The sequence below is a fragment of the Citricoccus sp. GCM10030269 genome, from assembly GCF_042665635.1.
Taxonomy (GTDB): domain Bacteria; phylum Actinomycetota; class Actinomycetes; order Actinomycetales; family Micrococcaceae; genus Citricoccus.
This window is the reverse complement of record NZ_JBHTCV010000003.1, coordinates 1-22,674: the sequence shown is the minus strand read 5'-3', so window position 1 is coordinate 22,674 and position 22,674 is coordinate 1. Positions and strand designations below refer to the sequence as shown.

Genomic DNA, 22,674 nt, shown 5'->3' with positions numbered 1-22,674 from the left:
CGGGCGTTCAGTTCTCCGGCGAGGCCACCGCCGCAGCCAAGATCTCCTCCAGCTCCTGCGCTCCTGCCAGGTTGTACAGGGCCCGTTCCGTCCCATGGGCGACGTAGACGAAACACGCGCTGATGTTCTCCAGGGGGATGCCGTGAAGCCGGGACCAGGCGAGCCGATACACCGCCAGCTGCAGGGATTTGATCTCTAAGTCCCGGCCCGAAGGAACAGCGCCGGTCTTCCAATCGACGAGTTCCCACCTGGCCTGAGGGTCGTTCGGCACCTCTGCTGATCCGCCTTCGCGGAACACGGCGTCGATGCGGCCGCGTAGCGTGACGCCGCCGACGGTGGTCTCGACGGGCGGCTCGATATACGCCGGCGCCTTCTCTGCCCATCGGCTGGCCAGGAAGCTCTCCTTCATGGGCTCCAGATCGAGGGCGTCCTCCACCCAGTGGTCAGCGGAGTCTTCCGGATCGTCGAAGTCGAGCATGCCGGTACGGCCGAAGTAGTCCTCCACCCAGGAATGGAAGGCGGTTCCGCGCCGTGCGGCATGGGCAGGCGGTCGAGGCATGGGGCGTCGGAGCTGGCGCGCCAACGACGCCGGGTCGTTGGCCATCTCCACGAACGCCGAGGCACTGATATGGCTGGGCAACTCGACCATCTCTCCTCGGTGATTCACCGGTTGTGAACGATCGAGGACCCATTGGACCTGGCGGGCCAGATCCATCGTCCCGACGTCCCGGCCTGGCACGGGATCATTCCGCACCTCGAGCGGTTCGGCTGCGTGGACGCGCGCGGCCGAACGTTCCAGGGCGGCTCTCCGCGGTCGGGTTCGGGGCGGCAGCGGCTCGGCTCGGTCCAGGTCGTGAGGAAAGCGCGAATCCATCAGGAAGGTCTCCGGTCCGTCCAAGGGGTCGAAGGGCCACCACGCCGCGGTGACCCGGTCGGCGAACGGGTTGTCCTCACCCGCCTCTTCCGGTTCAGTCCACGGTCCACGAACCACTCCGTCCGGTCCGGCTCCGTCGGCCACTTCCAAGAGGAACGGGGAGGGAACACCCGGCTTCTTCGTGATTCCGCGCCAGTGACTCCCACTGACCAGGAGCAGATCACGGGCTCGGGTAAAGGAGACGTACGCCAAGCGCCGTTCCTCAGCCAGATGGTGGGCTTCGGCCTGCGCACGATATGAGTCGGGGTAGTCGGCCTGCCCGGCCAGCCACCACCCGACGGCGTGGCCCGCCCAGTCGCGCTGGTTGGGCCATTCCCGGTCCCATTGCGGCAGTCCGGTGGCGTCACCTCGCAGGTCCCAGGGAAGGTGTCCGGCCGTCTTGGCGGTCCAGGTGTCCACCTTGCCACCCGGGAAAACGGAATCCACCATCCCGGGCACAGCCACCACGTCCCACTCAAGACCTTTGGAGGCATGCGCGGTCAGCAGTTGGACGGCGTCGTCACGGGGTTCGACGCCGGGAATGCCGAGGCCCTTCTCGCGTTCCTCGGCGGCTTCTAGCCAGGACAGAAAAGCAGTCAGGTCAGAGACTGAGTGCTCTCCGAACTCGCCGGCGGAGAAATCTCGCGCCGCATCGAGGAAGGCGTCCAGATGGCGACGAGCCGCAATGCCGTTCGCCCCGGGCCGGGACGCAACCTCGATGTCCACGCCGATGGTCTTCTCCACCAGCCGGACCAGCGCCGTCAGTTCCAGTCCCGCCTGACTCGACAGCCACCGCAGTTCCTCGGAGAGTTTCTGCAGACGGCTCCTGCCCTCGTCGCTGAGGGCCAGTCCGGACCGTCCCGTCCATCCCGGCTCGGGCAGCCAGTCCACGGCTTCGATCAGCGAGGAGGATTCCGCTTCCTCTTCCGGTGCGGTGTCCTGGGTGGCCAGATCGCCGCCGTCGGGGTCCCGGTCCGTCTGCGGCCGGCGCTGGCGAGCCAGCGCGAGGGCCCGGTCCTGCAGGGCCATGAGGTCGGTGGTGCCGATCCGCCAGCGGGCCCCGGTGAGGATGCGCATCAGGTGATCGGAGCGCTGGGGGTCGGAGATGACGTGGAGGACCGCGATCAGATCCGCTACCTCGGGCACGGACAACAACCCGGACAATCCGAGCACTTCGTACGGGACGTCCGCGGCGTCCATCGCGTCCATGAGCGGCAGGAACTGACTCCGGTTGCGGCAGAGCACGGCGCGGGTCCGGCCTTGCGGGACGGCGATCAGATCCCGAACGAGGGCCTCAGCCTCTTCGACGGAGTCCCGATACCAGGAGACTCGGACCTCACCGTCACCCGCGACGGGCGAGGGCACCAATGGCTTCACCTCGATCCCGTTCACGGGTTCACTGCGCAACGGCCCCGAGACGGTGTTCGCCGCCGCGAGCACATTGAGCGAGTTGCGCCAGGCCGTGGTCAAGTAGCTGACCGGAGCGGGCTCCCATCGGTTCTCCCCTTGGTTTTCCTCTTGGTTCTCCCCGGCTTCCTGCCCGGACCGGTCGAGGCGCGGGAACAGGTGCGGGAAGGAGAACAGCTGTCCCGCTGAGGCCCCACGGAAGCCATAAATGGACTGGTGTGGATCTCCGACGGCCGTGACCGGATGCCCGTTGCCGTACAGCCCCCGGAAGAGCTCCAGCTGGGCATGGGAGGTGTCCTGGAACTCGTCCAGTAGCACCACCCGGTACCGGGAGCGTTCGATCTCACCGACGATCCCGATCTCCTGGGCGATCTTCGCGGCGAACCGGACCAGATCCCCGAAATCCATCACCCCGTTCTCCAACTTGGCTCGGCGGTAATCGCCGACCAGCCGCGACATCACGGTCCTCAGCCGGAGCATGGTGAACAGGTCCCGCACCTTGGCGGTACTGCCCACTTGCTCCTTGTCGCTGAACGGCAGGGCCTCGGCCCGAGAGATCTCTCGTTCGAGAAAGGCTGCCACGTCCTCCGGTTCGACCAGATGCTCCGAACAGTCCGCGGCGAGCTTGATGACACTGCCCACCAGCGTGGTCGCGGAGATCTGGTCGGAGTCGAGCTCTCCCGGGTAGGCCCGCACCAGTCGGGACACCAACTGGAACGACTGCGCCTCGCCGATCATTTGCGTGTCCGGCTCCAGCCCGATCCGCATCCCGTGGTCCTGCACGAGGGTATTGGCGTACGAGTGATAAGTGGACACGCTGGCTCTGCTGGCCGCCTCACCATCGAAACCATCGCTCACGACGCCATGACCACCAGCACCGCCATCATCACCAGCACCGCCGACGTCGGGAATCTCCAGCCCCGTCTCCAGCAGGACATCGATTTTGCGGTTGATCCGATGGGCCAGCTCACCGGCCGCCTTCCTGGTGAAGGTCACACCGAGGACCTCGTCCGGAGCGACGAGTCCATTGGCCACCAACCAGATGACCCGGTCGGACATCGTGGCCGTCTTCCCGGAACCCGCGCCGGCCACGACCAACCGCGGTTCCAGCGGGGCACTGATGACGCTGGACTGTTCCGGAGTGGGTGCGTGCTGGCCGAGGCGCACGGCCAATTCCTCGGGGGTGTAGCGGGGTTCGAAGCCCCTCGTCATCGATGCCATTCGGTGGTCTGCCTTCCTTCGCTATGGATCGGGCACACGGCCGGCAGGGCGCACGCGGGGCCGGAAGGACCGCCATGGATGGCCAGGAACCGCGGGCCGGTCATGATGGTCGCCGCGGTGAAGATCTGGTCCAGGGCCCAGGCGTCTGCGGGCTCGATACGCGGTTGTTCCTGGACTTTGACCGTCTTATTCGGAGTGCCCAGTTGCACCAGGGCCGCGCCGGCAGGATCGGTGGGGTTCTCGAACCACTCCTCCGGAAGCGCTCCGGCGGCGATGGCCGCCTGATAGACGGCCAGCTGCGGCATCTGAACGACGTCCTCCTCTTTCGGGATCCGACTGCCGGTCTTGAGATCCACCACGAAAGGGCGGCCCTGTCCGTCTCGTTCGAGCCGGTCGATGCTGCCATTGACCTGCACCCGGAAGCCATCACGGTCCAGTTCCTGATGGAATCGAAACTCCTGAGCGACTCGGCTCCGTCCGTCTCGGCCCATCACGCGGACGTATTCGGCAAAGTGGGACAGCATCCGGGTGGCCCGCTGAACCAGTTTGTCCGTTTCCCAACCGGGTTCCAGCCCCCAGTCCGGCAACCGGCGTTCGAGCTCCTGGAAGAGCACCTCCGCCGGTCCGTCCGGATAGGTCTCCGCCACGGCGTGGACGAGCGTCCCGAGGGACTGAGCCTGGGTGGCCCCCGGTTGTCCACCCGCCTGATAAATGAACCAGTTCAGCGGTGCCTTCAGCGCTATCTCCACCCGCGACGGCGAGACCGGCACCGGTTCCTGCCGTGGATCGGCCAGGGGCGCCTCTGTGGACAGCGACAGCAGTCCCCACCAGTCCTCCGGCGCGGCGCCGCGGATCCCTGCACCCGCCAGCCGAGCCAACGCCGATGCGGCCGCGTTCACACTGCCGTCGCTGCCGGACCCGTCCTCGAGCTCTCGCCGCAGGCCGGCGACGAGTGCCCCGGCCGTGATGGGCCGCGGGACGTCGGTCAGGGGGCGCTGATGGACCAGGTCACGCCAGGGGTCCAGAAGATCGAGGAAATCACTGGGTTGGTCATCGGCCGAGGAGACGGCGATCCCGATGACCCGGCGCCGGGCCCGGGAGACGGCCGTGGCGAAACTACGCAGTTCATCCTGGCGCACCTCGGCCAGTCGAGACCGGTGATCCATCCGCGTGGTTCTGCCCTGGACCACGTCAGCGAGGTCGGCGGCCCCCAGCAGTTGGCCCCGCAAGCGGGTATTGGGCCAGATCCCGTCCTGCAGTCCGGCGATGATGACGACGTCCCATTCCTGTCCGGCGGCTGCCGCCGGCGTCAGCACGGAGACCGATCCCTCCCGTTGAGCGCTCCACGCCAGGGTGTCCATCGGCAGGTCCTGGGCCTCCATGTAGTCAACGAAAGCCAACGGGGAGGCACCCGGAAACTGATCGACGTAACGCTCGGCAGCTTGGAACAGGGCGACGACGGCGTCCAGATCGCCATCGGCGCGGCGAGCTGAGGGTCCCGTGCCGGTCACCGCCTCCTGCTCCCATCGAGCGGGGCGGTCCGAGGCGCTCCACAGCGCCCACAGCACGGTCTCAGCCGTCGCCGCAGGGTCGGCAGCCGCACGGCGACCGGCGACGATCATGCGCCCGATGCGTTGAACGCCCGCGGCGAAGAAGGCGTACTCGTCTAGCCGTTCAGGTTCCTCGAAGGCGGCCAGCAGCAGCTCGTTGCTCGGCGTGGCTCCGCCGCGGGCCCGTTCGTCTCGGAGCAGTCGTTGCCGCAACTGGCGCAGGTGCAGCGCGGTGGCGCCACCATAGCTGCCGCCGGCCAGCCACAGCGCCCGGTCGATATCCAGGGTCGCGTCGGCCGACCCGGCCGGCGCGGAAACGATTCGCATCAGCGCCAACAGGGGCGTCACCGCCGGCTCGGTCTTGAGCACGGTGTCGGAGACGGACCGGTTGACGGGGAGACCCTCCGCCTCCAAATAGCGCCCCAGTTCGGTCACGATCGGGCCGGAGCGGGCGATCACGGCCATCTGCCCCAGCGGAATCCCACCCCGGTGGTGCAGATGCAACAGTTGCTGCAGGACCAGCAATTGTTCGTGCGGGGACGAGGCGACGAGGTGAGCCGTCGCTCCCTGCAGCAAGGAGGTGCTGTGGTCAGAGGCGGAGTCGGGGTCGTCGGCCGGAACCGGAGACAGTTCCTGGCGCAGCTCGAGAGTTCCCGGCAGTGCGGGAAGGCGGCGGGCCACGCGCTGAAAGGCCGTGAGGATGCCGGCGGTCATCCGGTGGTTGGCCGTGAGGAACAGGGTCTGACCGGGCCGGTCGCGGGTGGCCAGGGAGTGCGGGTACTCGCGGACCAGGTCGGGGCGGGCCCCGCGGAATCCCTGCACCACGGTGTCCGGGCTGGCGGTGGCGACGACGTCCTGGCCGGTGCCGAGGAGTCGGAGCAGCCGGTGAACGGCGGGACTGGCCTCGTGAAGGTCGTCAACCACCACAACGGGCAGCGCGGCCCGCTCCGCGGCCAGCAGGTCAGGGTTCTCCTCCAACAGCCGGGCGGCTGCCGTGATGAGCCCTGCGGGATCGAAGGCTTCCGACATGCCGAGATCCAGCCGGTCGCGGTAGTCCTGCAGCAGAGCAGCGGCGGCGGTCCATTCCCGGCGGCCATACTGCTCCCCCAGGTCCTCCAGCGTCCCCGGCTCGACCCCGTACTCGCTGGTCCGGTCGATCAGTTCGCGGACCTCCTTGCGGAAACCGCGCGTGGTGACGGCCTCCTGCAGGTCTGCGGGCCAGTCGGGACCCTCGCGCTCGCCATGCGCATACGATTCGAGCAGCTCGGCGATCACCGTGTCCTGTTCCGCTCCCGAGAGCAACCGCGGGGTCCGCTGGACCGTGGGCAGGAATCCGGCCGTCCGCGCCCGGCGGATCAGGTCGAAGGCATAGGCGGCCCAGGTGCGCACAGGAGTGGCGGCGCGGGTCCCCCGTCCGGCGGCGTCCAATCGCACCGACAGGGCGTCACGCAGCCGTGCCGAAGCCTGGCGCGTGGAGGCCAGCACGAGTATCTGGGCCGGGTCCAGACCGGCCTCGATCCGTCGCGCGGCATACTCGACGGCCAGCGAGCTTCGTCCGGTGCCGGGGCCGCCGAGCACCACAACGGCACCATGTCCCGGTTCCAGGTCCAGGACCCGTTGCTGGTCGGCGTCGGGATGAAATCCGTTCGTCCGTGCGGGCCGCGGCGCGGTCAGGCGAAGGCGCTCCTGCGATGCTTCTGGGGGCATATCCTCATTCAATCAGCAGGGCCGGACACGATAGGGCCAACCGTTCTCACCTCAGCCCGCAGACGATGCACCACCGCGAGTGTGTCCTCGTCCGGCTCCCACCGGGCCCGCACCAGGTCCACGCGGAGGCCGTCGCCGCCGTCGGGTCCGGACGGCGAGGTCTTCACCGGGGTGCCTTCGTCCCGGTAGTGGGTCGCGGCGCGCCGGGACAACGACGTCGGCAGGGAGCCATCAGCGCGCACGATCCGCCACCAGGGGGTTCCCTCAGGAGCGGCGGACATCGCCCGGCCAGCCTGGCGGGGTCCGCCGACGCCCAGCAACTCGGCCAGTCCCCCATAACTGATCGCTCGGCCCCGGGGAACGAATTGGGCCGTGAGCACGAGAGCCTCGGACAATTCGTAGGGCCCGGGCGGCAGTTCGGTGCTCTGTTCCACGCTCTCCTCCACACGTCACCATTCTGCCGGATCCGTCCACAACGACGCGGCGCCACCGGTACCGTCCGTCTGGAGGCGGCGGTACCGTATTGGCGTGAGCGATGTTCCAGTATCCACAGCCGCAGCTGTTGACGCCGCCGAGACGATCGGGGCCGAAGTCTTCCCGTGGCATCAGCAGATCCGCGTCGGCTTCGACCTCGAGACGACCGGCCGGGATCCGGAGGAGGCCCGGGTGGTCACCGCGTCACTGGTGGTGGTCGATCCGCACGGCACCCTCGCCGCCGAGTACGAATGGCTCGTGGACCCGGGTATCCCGATTCCCGAGGAATCCGCGGCGGTCCACGGTGTGACCACCGAGAGGGCTCGCGCCGAGGGCATGCCCGCTGACGTCGCAATCATCGAGATCGCCGACACCCTGCGCGACTTCTTCGATGCCGGGATTCCGGTCATCGCCTTCAACGCCTGTTACGACTTCACGGTGATGGACCGAGAACTGGCTCGCCGCGGACTCGAACCACTGCAAAACCAATGGATCATCGATCCGTACGTCATCGACAAGCAGGTCGACAAATACCGCAAGGGCAAGCGAACTCTGACGGACGTCTGCGCCTTCTATCAGGTCCCCCTGCTGGACGCGCACACCTCCGCGGCAGACTCGCTCGCCGCCGTCGGCGTGGCAGACCGACTCGCGCTGAAGTACGCCGCCCTGCAAGTGCAGATGGCCCAGTTGCATGCCCTGCAGGTGCGCTGGAAGGCCGAACAGGCGGCCAGCTTCCAGGACTATCTGCGCCGCAAGGATCCCTCCGCCGTGATCAACGGTGATTGGCCGGTCCAAGGACGGTAGGACATGCCTACGGCGCAGGTTGCGCCGCTGCCGCCGCCCGGGCCGCATACGGCAAGGCCTCAGCGATGCGTTGCATGGCGGCATCGTCGTGCGCGGAGGAGACGAACCAGGCTTCGAAGACACTCGGCGGTAGGTAGACCCCGCGCTCGAGCATCGCGTGGAAGAAGGGCACGTAGCGGTACGACTCCTGGCCCTGGGCGTCGGCATAGTTGCGCACGCCGTGTTCAGAGGTGCCGAAAGACATCGAGAACAAGGTGCCCGCGCGCTGGATCGAATGATCCACCCCGGCGGCGGTCAGCGCCTCCACGAGCATCTCCTCCAGCTCGATCGAGCGGCGCGTCAAGGTGGTGTAGACCTCCTCCGTGGCGTTCTGCAGAGTCGCCAGTCCAGCGGCCATCGCCACCGGGTTTCCGGAGAGGGTGCCGGCCTGGTACACGGGTCCCAGCGGGGCAAGCAGGTCCATGACCTCGGCCCGACCGGCGACGGCGGCGGTGGGCAGTCCACCGCCGATGATCTTGCCGAAGGCCCACAGATCCGGCGTCCATCCCTCGGGCCGTCCGGACAGTCCCCAGTAGCCGGTGTCCGAGGCGCGGAATCCGGTGAGGACCTCGTCCCAGATCAACAGCGCGCCGTGACGCTCGGTGATCTGGCGCAGGAACGCGTTGAAGCCCTGCTCAGGAGCGACCACGCCCATGTTGCACGGCGCGGCCTCGGTGATGACGGCGGCGATGTCCTGACCACGAGTGGCGAAAGTCTCCTCCAACGCGGCTCGATCGTTGTAGGGCAACACCAGCGTCTCGGCGGCCTGGGCGACCGTGACGCCGGCGGAACCGGGCAACGCCTGGGTGGCGACTCCGGATCCTGCGGCCGCGAGCAACCCGTCCGAGTGGCCGTGGTAGCAACCGGCGAACTTCACGATCAGATTCCGCCCGGTGGCCCCGCGCGCCAGACGGATGGCCGTCATGGTGGCCTCGGTGCCGGTGGACACCATGCGCACCCGGTCCACCGGGACCCGGCTGGCGATGAGTTCAGCAAGCCGCAGCTCGTCCGGAGTCGACGTGCCGAAGGAGAGGCCTGCATCGACCGCACGGTGCACGGCGTCCACGACGGCAGGATGGTTGTGTCCCAGCAGCATCGGACCCCACGAGCACACCAGGTCCACATACTCGCGGCCCTCGGCATCGGTCAGGTAGGGCCCGGCCGCCTTGACCATGGTCACCGGGTCGCCGCCCACGGAGCCGAACGCGCGGACCGGGGAGTTGACGCCGCCGGGAATGACGGCACGGGCGGCCTCGTACAAGGACGCGTTGGTGTTGGTGGTGGTCATGAGAATCGGCCTTCCTGGAGCCAGCGGGCCAGTTCACTGGCCCAGTACGTCAGCACGGTGTCGGCCCCGGCCCGGCGGATGGACAGCACGGACTCGGCGATGGCCTGGTCCCGGTTGATCCAGCCGTTGGCGGCGGCGGCCTCGATCATCGCGTACTCCCCCGAAATCTGGTACGCGGAGACCGGGACATCAGCCGTCTCGGCGACGTCCCGGAGGATGTCCAGGTAGCTCATGGCCGGCTTGACCATGACCATGTCGGCACCCTCGTCGAGATCCAGGGCCACCTCGTGCAGGGCTTCGCGGCGATTGGCCGGGTCCATCTGATACGTCTTGCGGTCGCCCTGCAGCTGAGAGTCCACGGCTTCACGGAACGGCCCGTAGAAGGCGGACGAGTACTTGGCCGCGTAGGCGAGGATCGCCGTGTCCTGATGGCCGGCGTCGTCCATGGCCTGGCGGATCACGGCCACCTGGCCGTCCATCATCCCCGAGGGACCCACGACGTCGGCCCCGGCCTCGGCCTGGGCCACGCCCATCTTCCCGTAGACCTCCAGGGTGGCGTCATTGTCTACTGCTCCTTGGGGCGTGAGCAGTCCGCAATGACCATGGTCGGTGAATTCGTCCAGGCAGAGGTCTGACATCACGACGATGGAGTCGCCGACCTCCTCTTTGACGGCCCGGATGCCATCGTTGAGCACCCCGTCCGGATCGAGCGACGCGGAGCCCACGGCATCGCGGGTCTCCGGGACTCCGAAGAGCATGATGCCGCCGAGCCCGAGCTCCGCCGCCTCAGCGGCGGCCCGTTTCAGCGAGTCCCGCGTGTGCTGGACGACGCCCGGCATCGATTGCAGCGGAACCGGCTCATCGGCGCCCTCCTTCACGAACACCGGCAGGATCAGGTCAGCCGGATGGACCCTGATCTCGGCCACCAACCGGCGCATGGCGGCGGACTGGCGAAGACGGCGTGGTCGGTGGACGGGGAAAGCCATGGAATCCTCTGCAGGTTGGAATGCCGGAAGCGTCTTCCAGTCTAGGCGGCGCGGCCGCGCCGGGTGTCCCGGTTCTCAGTCAGCGAGTACGGCGAGGATCCCCTCGGCGTCCGGGGTGACCGCCACTCCGGCCAGCTCCAGGCCGATGTCCTCAGCCGCCTGCGCCGTGGGCCGTCCCAGGGCGATCCACCGTGTTCCCAACGCCGGCGCCGCCGTGCCGCGCCGGCGGACCAATTCACGCACGGCGCTGGGACTGGTCAGCACGACGTCGGCCCCGGCCACGTCATGGACCGACACCACCGACCCGAGCCCAGCCGACACCGACGCCGACGCCGTCGTCGCCGTCGCCGTCGCAGCATCTTCAGCGAGCAGTCGCCGACTCTCAGGCGCCGGGTACGGCACCGTCCGATAGGCCTCGATGCGCTCGACGTCCCAGCCGAGCCTGGTCAGTCCCTGAGCCACCTGGTCGGTCGCCAAGGCAGACTGGGGCAGCAGCACGCGCCCGGATTCCGCACCAGCCGCTCCCGACTTCCCGGCTTTCCCGGCTTCCTCAGCCGGCCGAGGGAACTCGTCGAGGATCCCGGTGGCGGATGCCTCGCCGTCGGGCTTCCACGGATTCACGGTGCCACCGATCTCGGCGAGCACGCGAGCCGTTCCGGGGCCGGTGACACCGACGCGGACCCCCTCGGCCACGTGGCCGTCCCAGCCCATGCGGGCCAGAGCCCGAACGGCATTGGGACTGGTCAGCAGCAGCCAAGCGACGTCTCCGTCCACCAGCTCCCGGACGGCAGCACGGAGCGGTCCGTCGTCGGCGGGCAGCTCGAAATCCGTCAAGGGCAGGAAGGCGATCTCGTACCCGGCCTTCGCCAGTGCAGCTTCCACAGCGCCCGACTGCGCCGGTTGGCGCGTCAGGATCACTCGCCTGCCGGCCGACATCACAGGTGGTCGGGCAACAGGCCGGCGCCACCGGCCACCAGGGCTTCGGCCACATCGATCCCGAGTTGGCGGGCCAGGGCGAGGGTCTCGACGTCCGGAGCGCCGTCACCGCGGCGTACCCGGATGGCCGGCAGCTCCACGGACCCGTGTTCGCGCAGTAGCCGGCTGCCGTCCGTGGCCGCGACCACGGCATCCAGCACCAGGCGATCGGGCTCGCTCTCCACCCGTGCCAAGGCGCCGATGGGTGCGGCACAACCGGCCTCCAGCCGCTCGAGCAGCGCTCGTTCGGCCGTAATCTGCAGCCGGGTGACGGCGTCGTCATAGTCGGCCAGCGCCCGCGCCAGTCGGTCTCCCTCGACGCCTCCGCGTGCTCCCCGTGCGGTGGCCGGGAGGCATTCGACGGCCAGCGCGCCCTGACCCGGTGCCGGCATCATGACGGTGGGGGCCAGCCGCTCGGTAATGGCCCAGTCCATCCCGATCCGGTCGAGTCCGGCACAGGCCAGCACGACGGCGTCCAGGTCGCCACGCGGCGAGCCGGCAGCGGCCGGGGCATGGTCGTCATGCTGTTCGAGTCCGGGAACCCGGGCCAGGCGCGTCTGCACATTGCCGCGGATGTCCACCACGCGCAGATCCGGCCGCACCGCCTTCAACTGTGCGACCCGTCGGGGAGAACCAGTGCCGACCGTGGCGCCCTCCGGCAGCTCTGCGAGTCGCAGTCCGTCGCGGGCGCAGAGGGCGTCGCGCACGTCCACCCGCTCCGGGACGGCCGCGATGACCAGGTGTTCCGGTTGGGCCGAGGGCAGATCCTTGAGTGAGTGCACGGCCAGATCGGCGCGGCCGTCCAACACAGCGGCGCGCAGTGCCGAGGCGAAGACCCCGGTTCCTCCGAGGGCGGCCAGGGAAGCGGTGGTGACATCGCCTTCAGTCCGAATGACCTCCAAGCGGGGCTCCAGCCCCGAAGAGGCCGCCAGGGCATCGGCCACGGTGAGGGTCTGGGTTCGCGCCAACTGGGAGCCGCGGGTTCCCACGCTGAAGGTGTCGGTCATCGTGTCGGAGCCTTCACGTCGGAGTCCTCACCGGCCACGGTGGGACGGACGGTGCCGTCGCGCATGACCTTCAAACAGCAGTTCGGGGCACAGACGTCGTACCAGGCGCCGAAGCAACCAACGGCGGCTCGGCCGGGTCGGCGACCCATCCGCTCTTCGATCAGGTCCACCAGTCCCGAGACGAACGTGGGATGCGTCCCGGGCGTGGGAGTGCGGCGAAACGCCAGACCCAGGCTCTGGGCGGTCTGGCGAGCCTCGGTGTCCAGGTCCCACACGACTTCCATGTGGTCGGACACGAAGCCCAGAGGCACCACGAGCACACCAGCAAGCTGGTTCTCCCCCGCGCCGGCTCCCGAGGAGGCCAGCTCCGTCATCGCGTCGTTGATGTCCGGCTCGAGCCAGGGCACGTGAGGAGGACCCGATCGCGACTGGTAGACGAGAGACCAGTCCAGCCCCTCGGCCTCCGGAACCCGGCGCAGGACTTCGCGGGCCACATCCAGATGCTGGGCCGAGTAGACATCGGCACCGTTGCCCTCACCCGGGGCCATCCCGGTCTGCTCCTGCAGCTCAGCCGCCAACGGACGCGGACCCGCTGCGGCCGCGTCGGAGGTGGGAATCGAGTGGGTGGCGAAGAAGATGTGCAGCCGGCCCTCTGCCCGGCCCTCAGCGGCCAGTTCGGCACGGATCTCAGCCAGGCCCGCCTGCAGACCCTCGGCGAACGGCTCGATGAAACCGGGGTGGTTGAAGTACTGGCGGACCTTGTCGACTCCGAGCTCACCCTCCAGGCCGGTGGACCGCAGGGCCATGCCCAGATCCTCGCGGTACTGCCGGCACGAGGAATAGCAGGAATAGGCGGAGGTGGCGATGGTCAGGACACGTCGATGGCCGTCGGCATGGAGCCGTTCGAGGGCCTGCGGGATGTACGGCTCCCAGTTGCGATTGCCCCAGTAGACCGGCGCTTCGATCCCCCGGCTCGTCAGCTCGCCCTCGAGGGCGGCCAGCAGGGCACGATTCTGGTCATTGATCGGGCTGACGCCGCCGTTGGCCCGGTAGTGCGTGGCCACCTCTTCGAGGCGCTCGTCGGGAATGCCTCGGCCCGCGGTCACATTGCGCAAGAACGGAAGGACGTCGTCCTGGCCTTCGGGGCCGCCGAAGGAGGCGAGCAGCACGGCGTCGTACTCGGTGTCCGTCTCGTCGGCCGTACCAGTGTCCGTACCGGTGCTCGAGGTCATGCCAGCACCTCCGCCATCTCGTCGGTGGTGATGAACCGTCCGGTGTAGAACGGGACCTCTTCACGCACGTGCAGTCGGGTCTCGTTGTTCCGCAGATGCCGCATCATGTCCACCAGGTTGTTCAGCTCCGGCGCCTCCAGGCCGAGCAGCCACTCCCAGTCGTTCAGGCCGAAGGCACTGGTGGTGTTGGCCCAGACCATCGGGAACTCCCGGCCCAGCTGGCCGTGTTCCTTGAGCATCCGCCCGCGCTCCGCCGGATCGAGGAGATACCAGTCGTAGGAGCGGACGAACGGATAGAAGCAGAGCCACTTCAGCGGCTTGCGCCCCATGGCGAACGCCGGGACGTGGTCCTTGGAGAACTCGGCCATCCGGTCCGAGCCCATGGCGGACAGCACGATCGAGGTGCCGGCGAGGAGTTCGGTGCGGCGCAGGGACCGAATGGCCGACTGAAGGTCCTCGGCCACATGACCGTACATCCACACCATGATGTCCGCGTCGGCCCGCAGACCCGAGACGTCGTAGGTGCCTCGGACGGTCACGCCCTTTTCCGCCAGGGTCGCGACGACCGAATCGAACTGGTCGACCGCGCGCTGTCGTTCGGCCTCGGTGTGCGCACCGGCGCCGTAACCGCCGCTTCCACGGGCAAAGACGGTATAGGTAGTGAACCAATCGACGCGGTCGTTACCCTCCGCTTCCGTGGTGCGAGCGGCGGCATCGCCTGGTGAAGGGTTCTCGGTCATCGTCACAACTCCTGTGGTGCCACGTAGTTCAGTGTCCACCGCCAGCTTCTACAAGCGGTAGAACGAGCGGGTCCAGCCTACCCTTCACGGCCGTCCACTGCCGATCCACGGGCCATCCGCTGCCGGACATCGGCCACCACGGCGGCAAGCCCCGTCCCCGCCAGCCACGCCCCGAGGGCGTCGAGTCCGTTCTCGTTCTCCAGCCAGGTTCGCATGACACGGACCCTCTCGCGATGCTCCGTCGTCGCAGCGGGAAGGGCGGATTTCCAGCGAACCACGAGAGGCTCCACCACGCTACCGGCGCCGGCACCCGTCAGATCCACTCCTGTCAGCCTCGAGGCGTCCTCGAACCCCTGCCGGCGCAACGTGTCCGCCGGCGTGCGATATCCCGGTGCCGCAGAGTCAGGGGCGTCGGTGACTCGGCCGTACGAGAGTCGCAGCACATGATGGTGGGCCGGCAACTCCTCGCGGACCCAGCCCCACTTGGCGGTGACATGCGTCAGAGCCTTGGCGCCCACCACCTCGTGGCTCACGTCCGGCGAGACGAGCAGACCCGTCCCCCGAGGATGAGCGTCCAGTCCCGGCGCCTTCACCACCAGAGTCACGAGCGCGACGCCGGCGCCCTCCTCCGGTCGGTCCGCGGCGGTCAGTGCCCCGTTCGAGACCGGGGCCAGGAGGTCCCACGCGCGCGGCCCGTCGGTGGCGACCACGACGCGGTCCGCGGGCAGTGATGTGGCCGCTCCCCCGTCCCCGGCCCCGGCCCCGGCCAGCGTCACGGTCCAGCGCCGGCCCTCTCGAGACAGTGACACGGCCTCGGTCCCGGTCAGCAGTCGCGCCCCGGCCCCGCGCAGCGCCTCGATCAGGGCAGCGGTGAGTGTGTGCATTCCGCCCCGGAGCGAGGCGACGGCGGCTCCGGGCGGGGCGGCGGCACGGCGAGCGCGGACGGCCCGGGAGAGGGATCCCTCGGCAACGAGCGCCTCCAACAGTCCGGGAGCGACGGTGCGCACGTCCACGTCGTCCGGATCGGCCGAATGCACTCCGCCGACGACGGGCGCCACCAAGGTACGCAGCACACCCTCGCCCATGCGGTCCCGGACGATGCTGGCCACGGTGACCGGTCCGCCGTCGTGCAGGGCCTGCCTCCAGACGGCGAGCGATGCGGCCGGGGCGTCCACGTCCCGCCGAGCGCGCGTCATCGCCTCGGCACCGAGGGCGTCGGAGACTTCGGGAGCGTCCAGGTCTCCCGGAATGCCCAGGATGCCCAGCCGGGGGGCCTTCACGGCCCGATCGCCCAGGAACAGCCAGGAACCGGCCGGATTCGGCTCGACGACGGCGGATCCCAGGCCCAGCTCCTCGATGAGCGCGCGCACGGCCGGGGTGCGAACGGCGAAGGACTCCGCGCCGGCGTCGAGGGCGATGTCCCGCCCCTCCGGACTCCGAATGGAACGCGCGGACACGGACCCACCGAGGTGCTCTCGCGCCTCCACGAGCGTGACCCGGTGACCGCTGCGGGTCAGTTCCCACGCGGCCAGCAGTCCGGCGATGCCCCCACCGATGACGACGGCAGTGGTGCCCCCCGTGGCCGCTGGTGGCGAAGCGGTCCCCTCGGTCACGGCTGGATGCTGTGGACCAGCTCGACGACGCGCGTCAGGACGTCCGGGTCAGTGGTCGGGGGGACCCCGTGACCGAGGTTGACCACGTGCCCCGGGGCAGCGCGTCCGGCGTCGACCACCTCACGCACGTGCGCCTCGAGAATCTCCCAGGGGGCCGCAAGCAGCGCCGGGTCGATGTTGCCCTGCAGCGGAACGGCGCCGCGGCCGTCCGGTCCGGGCGACTTCGCCAAGCGCCGGTCGGCCTCACCAAGCGGAAGGCGGTAGTCGACGCCGACGACGCTCGCGCCGGCGTCGCGCATGGCGGGAAGGATCTCCGAGGTACCGGTGCCGAAGTGGACCAGCGGCGCCTGCTGGACGCCAGAGGGGACCTCGGATGCGAGGTGGGAGAGCGCACGGGCCGAATACGGTTGGACGTACCGTTCGTAGTCGCTCAGGGACAGCGATCCGGCCCAGGAGTCGAAGAGCTGCCCGGCGGAGGCTCCGGCCTCGATCTGCGCGCGGAGAAACCGCCCGGCGGCGTCGGCCGCCCACGTGGCCAGGGCGTCCCAGGTCTCCGGGTCCGCGTGCATCATGGTGCGGGGACCGAGATGATCGCGGGAAGGCCCACCTTCGACCATGTAGGCCGCCACGGTGAACGGCGCACCGGCGAAGCCGATCAATGGCGTCGACCCCAGTTCCGCGACGGTCAGCCGCACCGCCTCGCGGATCCGCTCGAGGGCCTCCTCGGTCAGTTGCGGCAGCGCCGCCACATCGGCCGCCGTGCGCACGGTCGAACCGAGCACGGGGCCGGTGCCGGGAACGATGTCCACGTCCACACCGGCGAGTTTCAGGGGAACCACGATGTCCGAGAAGAAGATGCCCGCGTCCACGTCATGGCGCCGAACCGGTTGCAGCGTGATCTCTGCGGCTAGCGCCGGTGTCAGACACGCCTCAAGCATTCCGGTGCCCTCGCGAGCCCGCCGGTACTCGGGCAGGGACCGTCCGGCCTGGCGCATGAACCACACCGGGGTCCGCGAAGTAGTCTCCCCCCGGTAGGCGGCGATCAGCGGCGAGGCGGCAGTGGATCGAGACGGGTCGGTCGTGACCAGCGGGTGGTCGGCAGGCAAGGTCATGCCGGGCAAGGGTGTGGACATGCTCACTATTCTCCCATTCACGCCCCAGGGGTTCGTGCCTTCAGCGCCCGAGGGTCTAGAATCCTGTGCATTGTGGTTCTGTTTTCCCTGGTTGCCTCGCACACCGATCTTGGCCTCGACACGGTGGCGCACCTGAGCAACGGCACCGACGAGGTCGTCTCCGCCATCCCCGATTCCGCCAGCAGCGGCGCCGTGGTGCTGTCCACCTGCAACCGCGTGGAGATCTACGCCGAAGCCGCCGACGAGGCCTCGATTCACCAGGCCCGGACCGACCTGCTGGAGGCCGTGGCCCGGGGTTCGGGTCTGTCCTCCGACACCGTCGCCTCTTCCTTCACCACGCTCTCCGGTGACGCCGCCGTCCGGCACCTCTTCGAGGTCGGATCGGGACTGCAGTCCGCCGTGGTCGGCGAACGGGAGATTGCCGGCCAGGTTCGTCGCGCCCTGGGCTCGGCTCAAGAGTCCGGCATCGCCACCGGCCCCCTCGTTCAGCTCTTCGAATCGGCCACCCGTACCGCCAAGGACGTCGGAACCCGCACGGCTCTGGGAGCCGCTGGACGGTCGATCGTCTCCGTCGCCCTCGACCTGGCCACGGATCTGCGGGCCGGAACGTCTGAGGCCGAGGCCCGCCGATTCTGGGAACAGGCCAACATCCTGCTGGTCGGCACCGGCGCCTACGCGGGCACCACGCTGGCCCAGTTGGCCGATCGCGGGGCCGTCAACGTCGGCGTGCATTCTGCCTCCGGACGCGCCGAGGCCTTCGTCGCCGACCGCGGCGGCTGGGCCATGGCCCTCGGCGGCGAGAAAGTCCACGGCGCCATCGCCGAAGCCGATGTTCTCATCGGCTGCTCGGGAGGCGATCGACGTCTCACGGCGGAGGCTCTCGAGCACCTTCGGGACGGCGCCGAGTCCCGGTTGACCGTCCTCGATCTCGCTTTGGGGCATGACTTCGACCCGGCCATCGCCGATCTGCCCGGCGTGGACCTGATCACGCTGGAATCGGTGAAGATGGCCGCTCCGGACGGCCAACAGGCGGCCCTGGAAGAAGCGGCACGCCTGGTCGACGAGGCGGTCACCGGGTTCCTGCAGGAGCGCAAGGCCCGCAGCGCCAATGAGGCGATCGTCGCGTTGCGCCGACACACCCATCAGGTCTTGGAGACCGAGATGGAACGAGTCCGCCAGCGTCACGGCTGCACGGCCGCCGCCGACGAGGTCGAGTTCGCCTTGCGCCGCATGGTTCGCCAGATGCTCCATGAGCCCACCATGCGCGCCAAGGAGCTGGCCGCGGAGGGCCGGCTCGACGAGTACGAGAACGCGCTGCAGATCCTGTTCGGGCTGAACGTGGCGGCCCCCGCCTCGGAGGCCGAGAGCGCATCGTGCCCAGCCGACGTCGGGACGGCCCCCGACGCGGTCAGCCACGTCGGCTCGGTGCCGGACGACGGCGAAACCGGAGAAGCCCGTACCGCCTGAGGGACGCTCCTCGGAGTTGCGGTACCGGCCGGTAGACTGGCCTGCACCGCCTGCCGGCAGGCAGGTCTCTCAGAAAGGCCTCATCGTGAGCATCTCCCCTGTGCGCCAGTCCAGGCTGCCCCGCGAGGAGCGCCGCAAGCAATTGCGGGACGCCGCTCTGCAGGTGTTCGTCGAGAACGGCTATCACGCCACGTCCATGGACGACATCGCGGTCGCCGCCTCGGTCTCCAAACCGGTGCTGTACCAGCATTTTCCCGGCAAGCACGAACTCTTCCTGGACCTGATGGACACCCAGGTCACCTTGTTGGGCAGCGCCGTCTCCGAGGCCCTGGCCTCCACGACGGACAACAAGGCTCGCGTCTTGGCCACCGTCCGGTCGTACTTCCAGTTCATGGACAGCCCCGACCGCGCGTATCGCCTGTTGTTCGACTCCGGACTGAACAACGACCCCGAGGTCGCCGCACGGATGGAGCAGTTGGATCATCGCTTCGCCGCAGACATCGCCGAGGTCATCGCCGCGGACACCACACTCTCCGACGAAGAGGCGCTGCTGCTCGGCTACGGACTGACCGGAGTCGTGCAGTCCTCCGCACGCCACTGGGCCAGCCGTGCCGGTGACGCCGATCGTCCCGAGTTGGACACCGCCGCCGACCTGACCTTCCGCCTGGCCTGGCGGGGCATCAGTCGCTTTCCCAAAGAGCAGTAGTCATCGGACCGTTCCCATCGGCAGGTGCCCGGCGCCGTTCCGCGTTACGCCCGTGGCCAAAGTCCGTCACACCCTCACCGCCGCCGTCCATGATCGCCTAGTCTGCTGTCGGAGCATTCCGGGGCCATCATCGGTCCCGGCACCGTGACCAGCTGAAGGAGACAGGCATGGAAATCCGCATTGGTGTACAGAACGTCAACCGCGAAGTCGTCATCGAGTCGGATGCCACCAATGAAGACGTGGCACGCCTGGTCTCCGACGCCCTGGCCGACGGCGGCCCGTTGCGCCTCAAGGACACCAAGGGCCGGTTGGTCCTCGTCCCCTCGGCGACCATCGGCTACGTCGAGATCGGCACCGAGACCCCCCGTCCGGTGGGCTTCGTCCCGACTCCGGGCAGCTGAGGGTAGACTAGACGCATCAAGGATGACCGGTCGCACTGATTATCTGCGTTCACCTTGGTGATCTGAATTTTCGGATCCGGCATCACGCCCGGCTCCCGGGACTCCCCGTCGGATGGACGTCCCGCACCTCCCGCGATCGGCTCCACCATGGACGCACGGCGTCCGGCCGATGCGCGGCCCCAGCTCGAGTGGGCGGGCCGTCAGAGCGCACTGACTCAGTGCCATCGCACCGGGACACCGTGCCCGAATGACGGGACCGAAACCCCATGACTCCTGAACAGAAGATCACAGCCGACCACGACGTCGAACCCGAAGACATGGCCACCTCCTCCATCGAGGTCATCGATGTCGAGGACACCATCGACATCTCGGAGGCCAACGCGCCGCAGCCCGAGAAGACCTTCGCCGACTTCAACGTGCGCGCGGAAATGGTCGAGGCCCTGGCGGAGAAGGGCATCACCCACCCCTTCCCGATCCAGTCCATGACGTTGCCGGTCGCCCTGTCCGGCCACGACATCATCGGTCAGGCGAAGACCGGAACCGGCAAGACCCTCGGCTTCGGCCTGCCCGTCCTGCAGCGCGTGATCGGCCCGGACGAGGAGGGCTTCGACCGGCTGGAGTCCCCCGGCGCCCCGCAGGCCCTCATCGTGGCTCCGACGCGCGAACTGGCCAACCAGGTCGCTCAGGACGTCACCACGGCCGCTTCCAAGCGCTCGGTGCGCATCGCGACCATCTATGGCGGTCGGGCCTACGAACCTCAGATCGAGGAGCTGCAGCGTGGCGTCGAGGTCGTGGTCGGCACCCCCGGCCGCCTGATCGACCTGATGCGTCAGCGGCACCTGAATCTCAAACTCGTCAAGACCGTCGTCCTCGACGAGGCCGACGAGATGCTGGACCTGGGCTTTCTGCCGGATGTGGAGACCCTGCTCGCCGCCGTGCCGGAAGTCCGCCAGACCATGCTGTTCTCGGCCACGATGCCCGGACCCGTGGTGGCCATGGCTCGGCGCTACATGACTCAGCCCACCCATATCCGCGCTGCGGATCCGGAGGACGAGGGCATCACCAAGAAGGACATTCGGCAGCTCGTCTACCGTGCTCACCACATGGACAAGGACGAGCTCGTCGCCCGCGTCCTCCGGGCCGAGGGACGCGGCAAGACGATCATCTTCACCCGCACCAAGCGCACCGCAGCCCGGGTTTCCGAGGAGCTCGCCAAGCGCGGTTTCGCCGCCGGCGCGATTCATGGTGACCTCGGTCAGGGAGCCCGTGAGCAGGCCCTGCGTGCCTTCCGCGGTGACAAGATCGACGTGCTGGTCGCCACCGACGTGGCCGCCCGCGGCATCGACGTGGATGACGTCACCCACGTGATCAACTTCCAGTGTCCCGAGGACGAGAAGACCTATCTGCACCGCGTGGGCCGCACCGGCCGCGCCGGTCACAAGGGCATCGCCGTCACGCTCGTGGACTGGGAGGACATGCCTCGCTGGTCGCTGATCAACAAGGCCCTCGGGCTGGAGGTCCCCGAGCCGCCGGAGACCTACTCCTCCTCCAAGCACCTCTTCGAAGACCTCAACATCCCGAAGGGCACCAAGGGTCGGCTGCCGCGAGAGCAGCGGAAGCTTCAGGGACTCGAGGCCGAGACGTATGAAGATCTCGGCGGCCTGGGCTCGACGTCGGATGGCCGGGGAGAGCGTTCCGGCCGCGGACGCGGCGGCAATGCTGGCAAGAGTGGCAAGGCCGGTCAGGGCGGCTCGGGCCGCGGCCGTGGCGGCAAATCCAGTGGGCGCAGTGGGCGCAGCGACCGCAATGATTCCGGAGATCGCGCCGGCTCGGTCGAGGCTCAGGGCGACACGGAGGGCCGTCGTCGTGTATCGGCTGACGGTGGCGCGTCCGCTGGCAGCTCCGCCGGCGCCTCGCGTGGTGGCCGTTCACGGAGCCGTTCTCGTACTCGCACCCGTCGCAAGAACGGCAACGTCGTGCAGGGTGACACCGGGTCCGGCAGTCAGGAATCCGGCGACTGACGACGTCGTCCCCTCACTGTGAAAGTCTTCGCCCCGGACGGGCCCAATCTGGTGCTGGGCACTGAGAATCTCTCAGTCCTGCCCTCGTTGCCGGACGGGTCCTTCACCATGGTCTACCTGGATCCGCCGTTCAACACCGGCCGGGCCCAGCGACGCCAGCAACTGTCCATGGTTCGCGCCTCCGAAGAGGATGCCGACCGCATCGGCTTCGGAGGACAGAGCTACCGCACCATCAAGGGAGCGCTGTCCTCTTACGACGATGCGTTCGCGGACTATTGGGAGTTCCTGGAGCCGCGGCTGCGCGAGGCGTGGCGGCTGCTGGCCGACGATGGGACGCTGTACCTGCATCTGGACTATCGCGAGGTGCACTACGCCAAGGTGATGCTGGATGCCGTGTTCGGTCGCGAGTGCTTTCTCAATGAGATCATCTGGGCCTACGACTTCGGCGGACGGTCCAAGCGACGATGGCCGGCGAAGCACGACACGGTCCTGGTGTATGTGAAGAACCCGGAGAACTACTGGTTCGACTCAGCCGAGGTGGACCGGGAGCCGTACATGGCACCCGGACTGGTCACCCCGGAGAAGGTGGCCCGCGGCAAACTCCCGACCGACGTCTGGTGGCACACCATCGTCTCCCCCACCGGCAAAGAGAAGACCGGCTATCCCACGCAGAAGCCCGTGGCCCTGCTGCGCCGCATGGTGGCGGCGTCCTCCCGCCCGGGCGATTGGGTGCTGGACTTCTTCGCCGGTTCCGGAACCCTCGGTGCCGCCGCCGCCGAACTCGGTCGGAGATTCGTTCTGATCGACTCCAATCCGCAGGCCGTGGCGGTCATGCAGTCCCGGTTGGCAGCACACCTCTAAGGCCGTCCGGCCCTCAGCCCCGTCATCTATAGTCAAAAGTGCCCCAATTGTGGCCCCTAACCCTCTGTGTCAACCTCGGTGTGAGCCACCGCTGGGGTGGCACAGAGGGAGGTAGTCATGGTGGGTTTC

The 22,674-nt window shown here is 68.5% G+C and carries 17 protein-coding genes; 6 read left to right on the top strand and 11 right to left on the bottom strand.

Translation table 11 applies throughout. The features are described 5' to 3' along the window. Window positions 1-7: 7 nt before the first annotated feature. The 3 genes from ACFQQD_RS06680 to ACFQQD_RS06670 are packed head-to-tail and all read right to left on the bottom strand — an operon-like array spanning window position 8 to window position 7,232. A complete protein-coding gene (locus ACFQQD_RS06680) occupies window positions 8-3,532 on the bottom strand; it encodes an ATP-dependent helicase (RefSeq protein ID WP_378087588.1) in 3,525 nt (1,174 codons plus the stop codon). Further along, window positions 3,529-6,798 (bottom strand): ATP-dependent helicase, encoded by a 3,270-nt coding sequence (locus tag ACFQQD_RS06675; RefSeq protein ID WP_378087586.1) that lies wholly within the window; start codon window positions 6,796-6,798, stop codon window positions 3,529-3,531. Before ACFQQD_RS06675 ends, ACFQQD_RS06680 begins: the two co-directional genes overlap by 4 nt. An 8-nt stretch (window positions 6,799-6,806) precedes the next feature. Then, entirely contained in the window at window positions 6,807-7,232 is a 426-nt protein-coding gene (locus ACFQQD_RS06670; RefSeq protein ID WP_378087584.1) for an MGMT family protein, read from the bottom strand. A 145-nt stretch (window positions 7,233-7,377) separates the two neighbouring features. Here ACFQQD_RS06670 and ACFQQD_RS06665 point away from each other — a divergent pair, with 145 nt between their 5' ends. Continuing rightward, entirely contained in the window at window positions 7,378-8,076 is a 699-nt protein-coding gene (locus ACFQQD_RS06665; protein ID WP_378087731.1) for a 3'-5' exonuclease, read from the top strand. Between the two features lie 7 nt (window positions 8,077-8,083). On the opposite strand, the gene hemL is transcribed toward ACFQQD_RS06665, so the two are convergent. The 8 genes from hemL to hemE all read right to left on the bottom strand — a co-directional run bounded on the left by hemL (window position 8,084) and on the right by hemE (window position 17,089). Then, a complete protein-coding gene (gene hemL, locus ACFQQD_RS06660; protein WP_378087582.1) occupies window positions 8,084-9,403 on the bottom strand; it encodes a glutamate-1-semialdehyde 2,1-aminomutase in 1,320 nt (439 codons plus the stop codon). Continuing rightward, on the bottom strand, window positions 9,400-10,389 hold the full coding sequence (gene hemB / locus ACFQQD_RS06655; RefSeq protein WP_378087580.1) for a porphobilinogen synthase: 990 nt from the start codon (window positions 10,387-10,389) through the stop codon (window positions 9,400-9,402). Before hemB ends, hemL begins: the two co-directional genes overlap by 4 nt. A 75-nt stretch (window positions 10,390-10,464) precedes the next feature. After that, window positions 10,465-11,271 (bottom strand): uroporphyrinogen-III synthase, encoded by an 807-nt coding sequence (locus ACFQQD_RS06650; protein WP_378087578.1) that lies wholly within the window; start codon window positions 11,269-11,271, stop codon window positions 10,465-10,467. Window positions 11,272-11,324: 53 nt separating this feature from the next. Then, entirely contained in the window at window positions 11,325-12,371 is a 1,047-nt protein-coding gene (gene hemC / locus ACFQQD_RS06645) for a hydroxymethylbilane synthase (protein ID WP_378087576.1), read from the bottom strand. Next, window positions 12,368-13,603: a ferrochelatase gene (locus ACFQQD_RS06640; RefSeq protein ID WP_378087574.1), complete on the bottom strand. Its 1,236-nt coding sequence runs from the start codon at window positions 13,601-13,603 to the stop codon at window positions 12,368-12,370. The genes hemC and ACFQQD_RS06640 overlap by 4 nt, the downstream gene beginning before the upstream one ends. Further along, window positions 13,600-14,343: a hydrogen peroxide-dependent heme synthase gene (gene hemQ, locus ACFQQD_RS06635; RefSeq protein WP_378087572.1), complete on the bottom strand. Its 744-nt coding sequence runs from the start codon at window positions 14,341-14,343 to the stop codon at window positions 13,600-13,602. The genes ACFQQD_RS06640 and hemQ overlap by 4 nt, the downstream gene beginning before the upstream one ends. 77 nt (window positions 14,344-14,420) lie before the next feature. Next, window positions 14,421-15,956, bottom strand: a complete 1,536-nt coding sequence (locus ACFQQD_RS06630; protein WP_378087570.1) for a protoporphyrinogen/coproporphyrinogen oxidase — start codon at window positions 15,954-15,956, stop codon at window positions 14,421-14,423. Then, entirely contained in the window at window positions 15,953-17,089 is a 1,137-nt protein-coding gene (gene hemE / locus ACFQQD_RS06625) for a uroporphyrinogen decarboxylase (RefSeq protein WP_378087568.1), read from the bottom strand. Before hemE ends, ACFQQD_RS06630 begins: the two co-directional genes overlap by 4 nt. 72 nt (window positions 17,090-17,161) lie before the next feature. On the opposite strand from hemE, the gene ACFQQD_RS06620 reads away from it, so the two are divergent. The 5 genes from ACFQQD_RS06620 to ACFQQD_RS06600 all read left to right on the top strand — a co-directional run bounded on the left by ACFQQD_RS06620 (window position 17,162) and on the right by ACFQQD_RS06600 (window position 22,545). Then, a complete protein-coding gene (locus tag ACFQQD_RS06620; protein WP_378087566.1) occupies window positions 17,162-18,556 on the top strand; it encodes a glutamyl-tRNA reductase in 1,395 nt (464 codons plus the stop codon). A gap of 85 nt (window positions 18,557-18,641) precedes the next feature. Further along, window positions 18,642-19,262, top strand: coding sequence for a TetR/AcrR family transcriptional regulator (locus ACFQQD_RS06615; protein WP_378087564.1), 621 nt, complete (start codon window positions 18,642-18,644; stop codon window positions 19,260-19,262). A 167-nt stretch (window positions 19,263-19,429) separates the two neighbouring features. Continuing rightward, window positions 19,430-19,663, top strand: a complete 234-nt coding sequence (locus ACFQQD_RS06610; protein ID WP_378087562.1) for a DUF3107 domain-containing protein — start codon at window positions 19,430-19,432, stop codon at window positions 19,661-19,663. A 266-nt stretch (window positions 19,664-19,929) separates the two neighbouring features. Beyond that, a complete protein-coding gene (locus ACFQQD_RS06605; RefSeq protein WP_378087560.1) occupies window positions 19,930-21,684 on the top strand; it encodes a DEAD/DEAH box helicase in 1,755 nt (584 codons plus the stop codon). An 18-nt stretch (window positions 21,685-21,702) separates the two neighbouring features. Continuing rightward, a complete protein-coding gene (locus ACFQQD_RS06600; protein ID WP_378087558.1) occupies window positions 21,703-22,545 on the top strand; it encodes a DNA-methyltransferase in 843 nt (280 codons plus the stop codon). Window positions 22,546-22,674: the final 129 nt, after the last annotated feature.

Excerpts from the sequence above, each read along its gene's own strand:
- ACFQQD_RS06605 (WP_378087560.1), top strand. The coding sequence starts at position 19,930 with ATGACTCCTGAACAGAAGATCACAGCCGACCACGACGTCGAACCCGAA.
- ACFQQD_RS06675 (WP_378087586.1), bottom strand. The coding sequence starts at position 6,798 with ATGCCCCCAGAAGCATCGCAGGAGCGCCTTCGCCTGACCGCGCCGCGG.
- hemE (WP_378087568.1), bottom strand. The coding sequence starts at position 17,089 with ATGTCCACACCCTTGCCCGGCATGACCTTGCCTGCCGACCACCCGCTG.
- hemC (WP_378087576.1), bottom strand. The coding sequence starts at position 12,371 with ATGACCGACACCTTCAGCGTGGGAACCCGCGGCTCCCAGTTGGCGCGA.
- ACFQQD_RS06640 (WP_378087574.1), bottom strand. The coding sequence starts at position 13,603 with ATGACCTCGAGCACCGGTACGGACACTGGTACGGCCGACGAGACGGAC.
- hemQ (WP_378087572.1), bottom strand. The coding sequence starts at position 14,343 with ATGACCGAGAACCCTTCACCAGGCGATGCCGCCGCTCGCACCACGGAA.
- ACFQQD_RS06680 (WP_378087588.1), bottom strand. The coding sequence starts at position 3,532 with ATGACGAGGGGCTTCGAACCCCGCTACACCCCCGAGGAATTGGCCGTG.
- hemB (WP_378087580.1), bottom strand. The coding sequence starts at position 10,389 with ATGGCTTTCCCCGTCCACCGACCACGCCGTCTTCGCCAGTCCGCCGCC.
- ACFQQD_RS06610 (WP_378087562.1), top strand. The coding sequence starts at position 19,430 with ATGGAAATCCGCATTGGTGTACAGAACGTCAACCGCGAAGTCGTCATC.
- hemL (WP_378087582.1), bottom strand. The coding sequence starts at position 9,403 with ATGACCACCACCAACACCAACGCGTCCTTGTACGAGGCCGCCCGTGCC.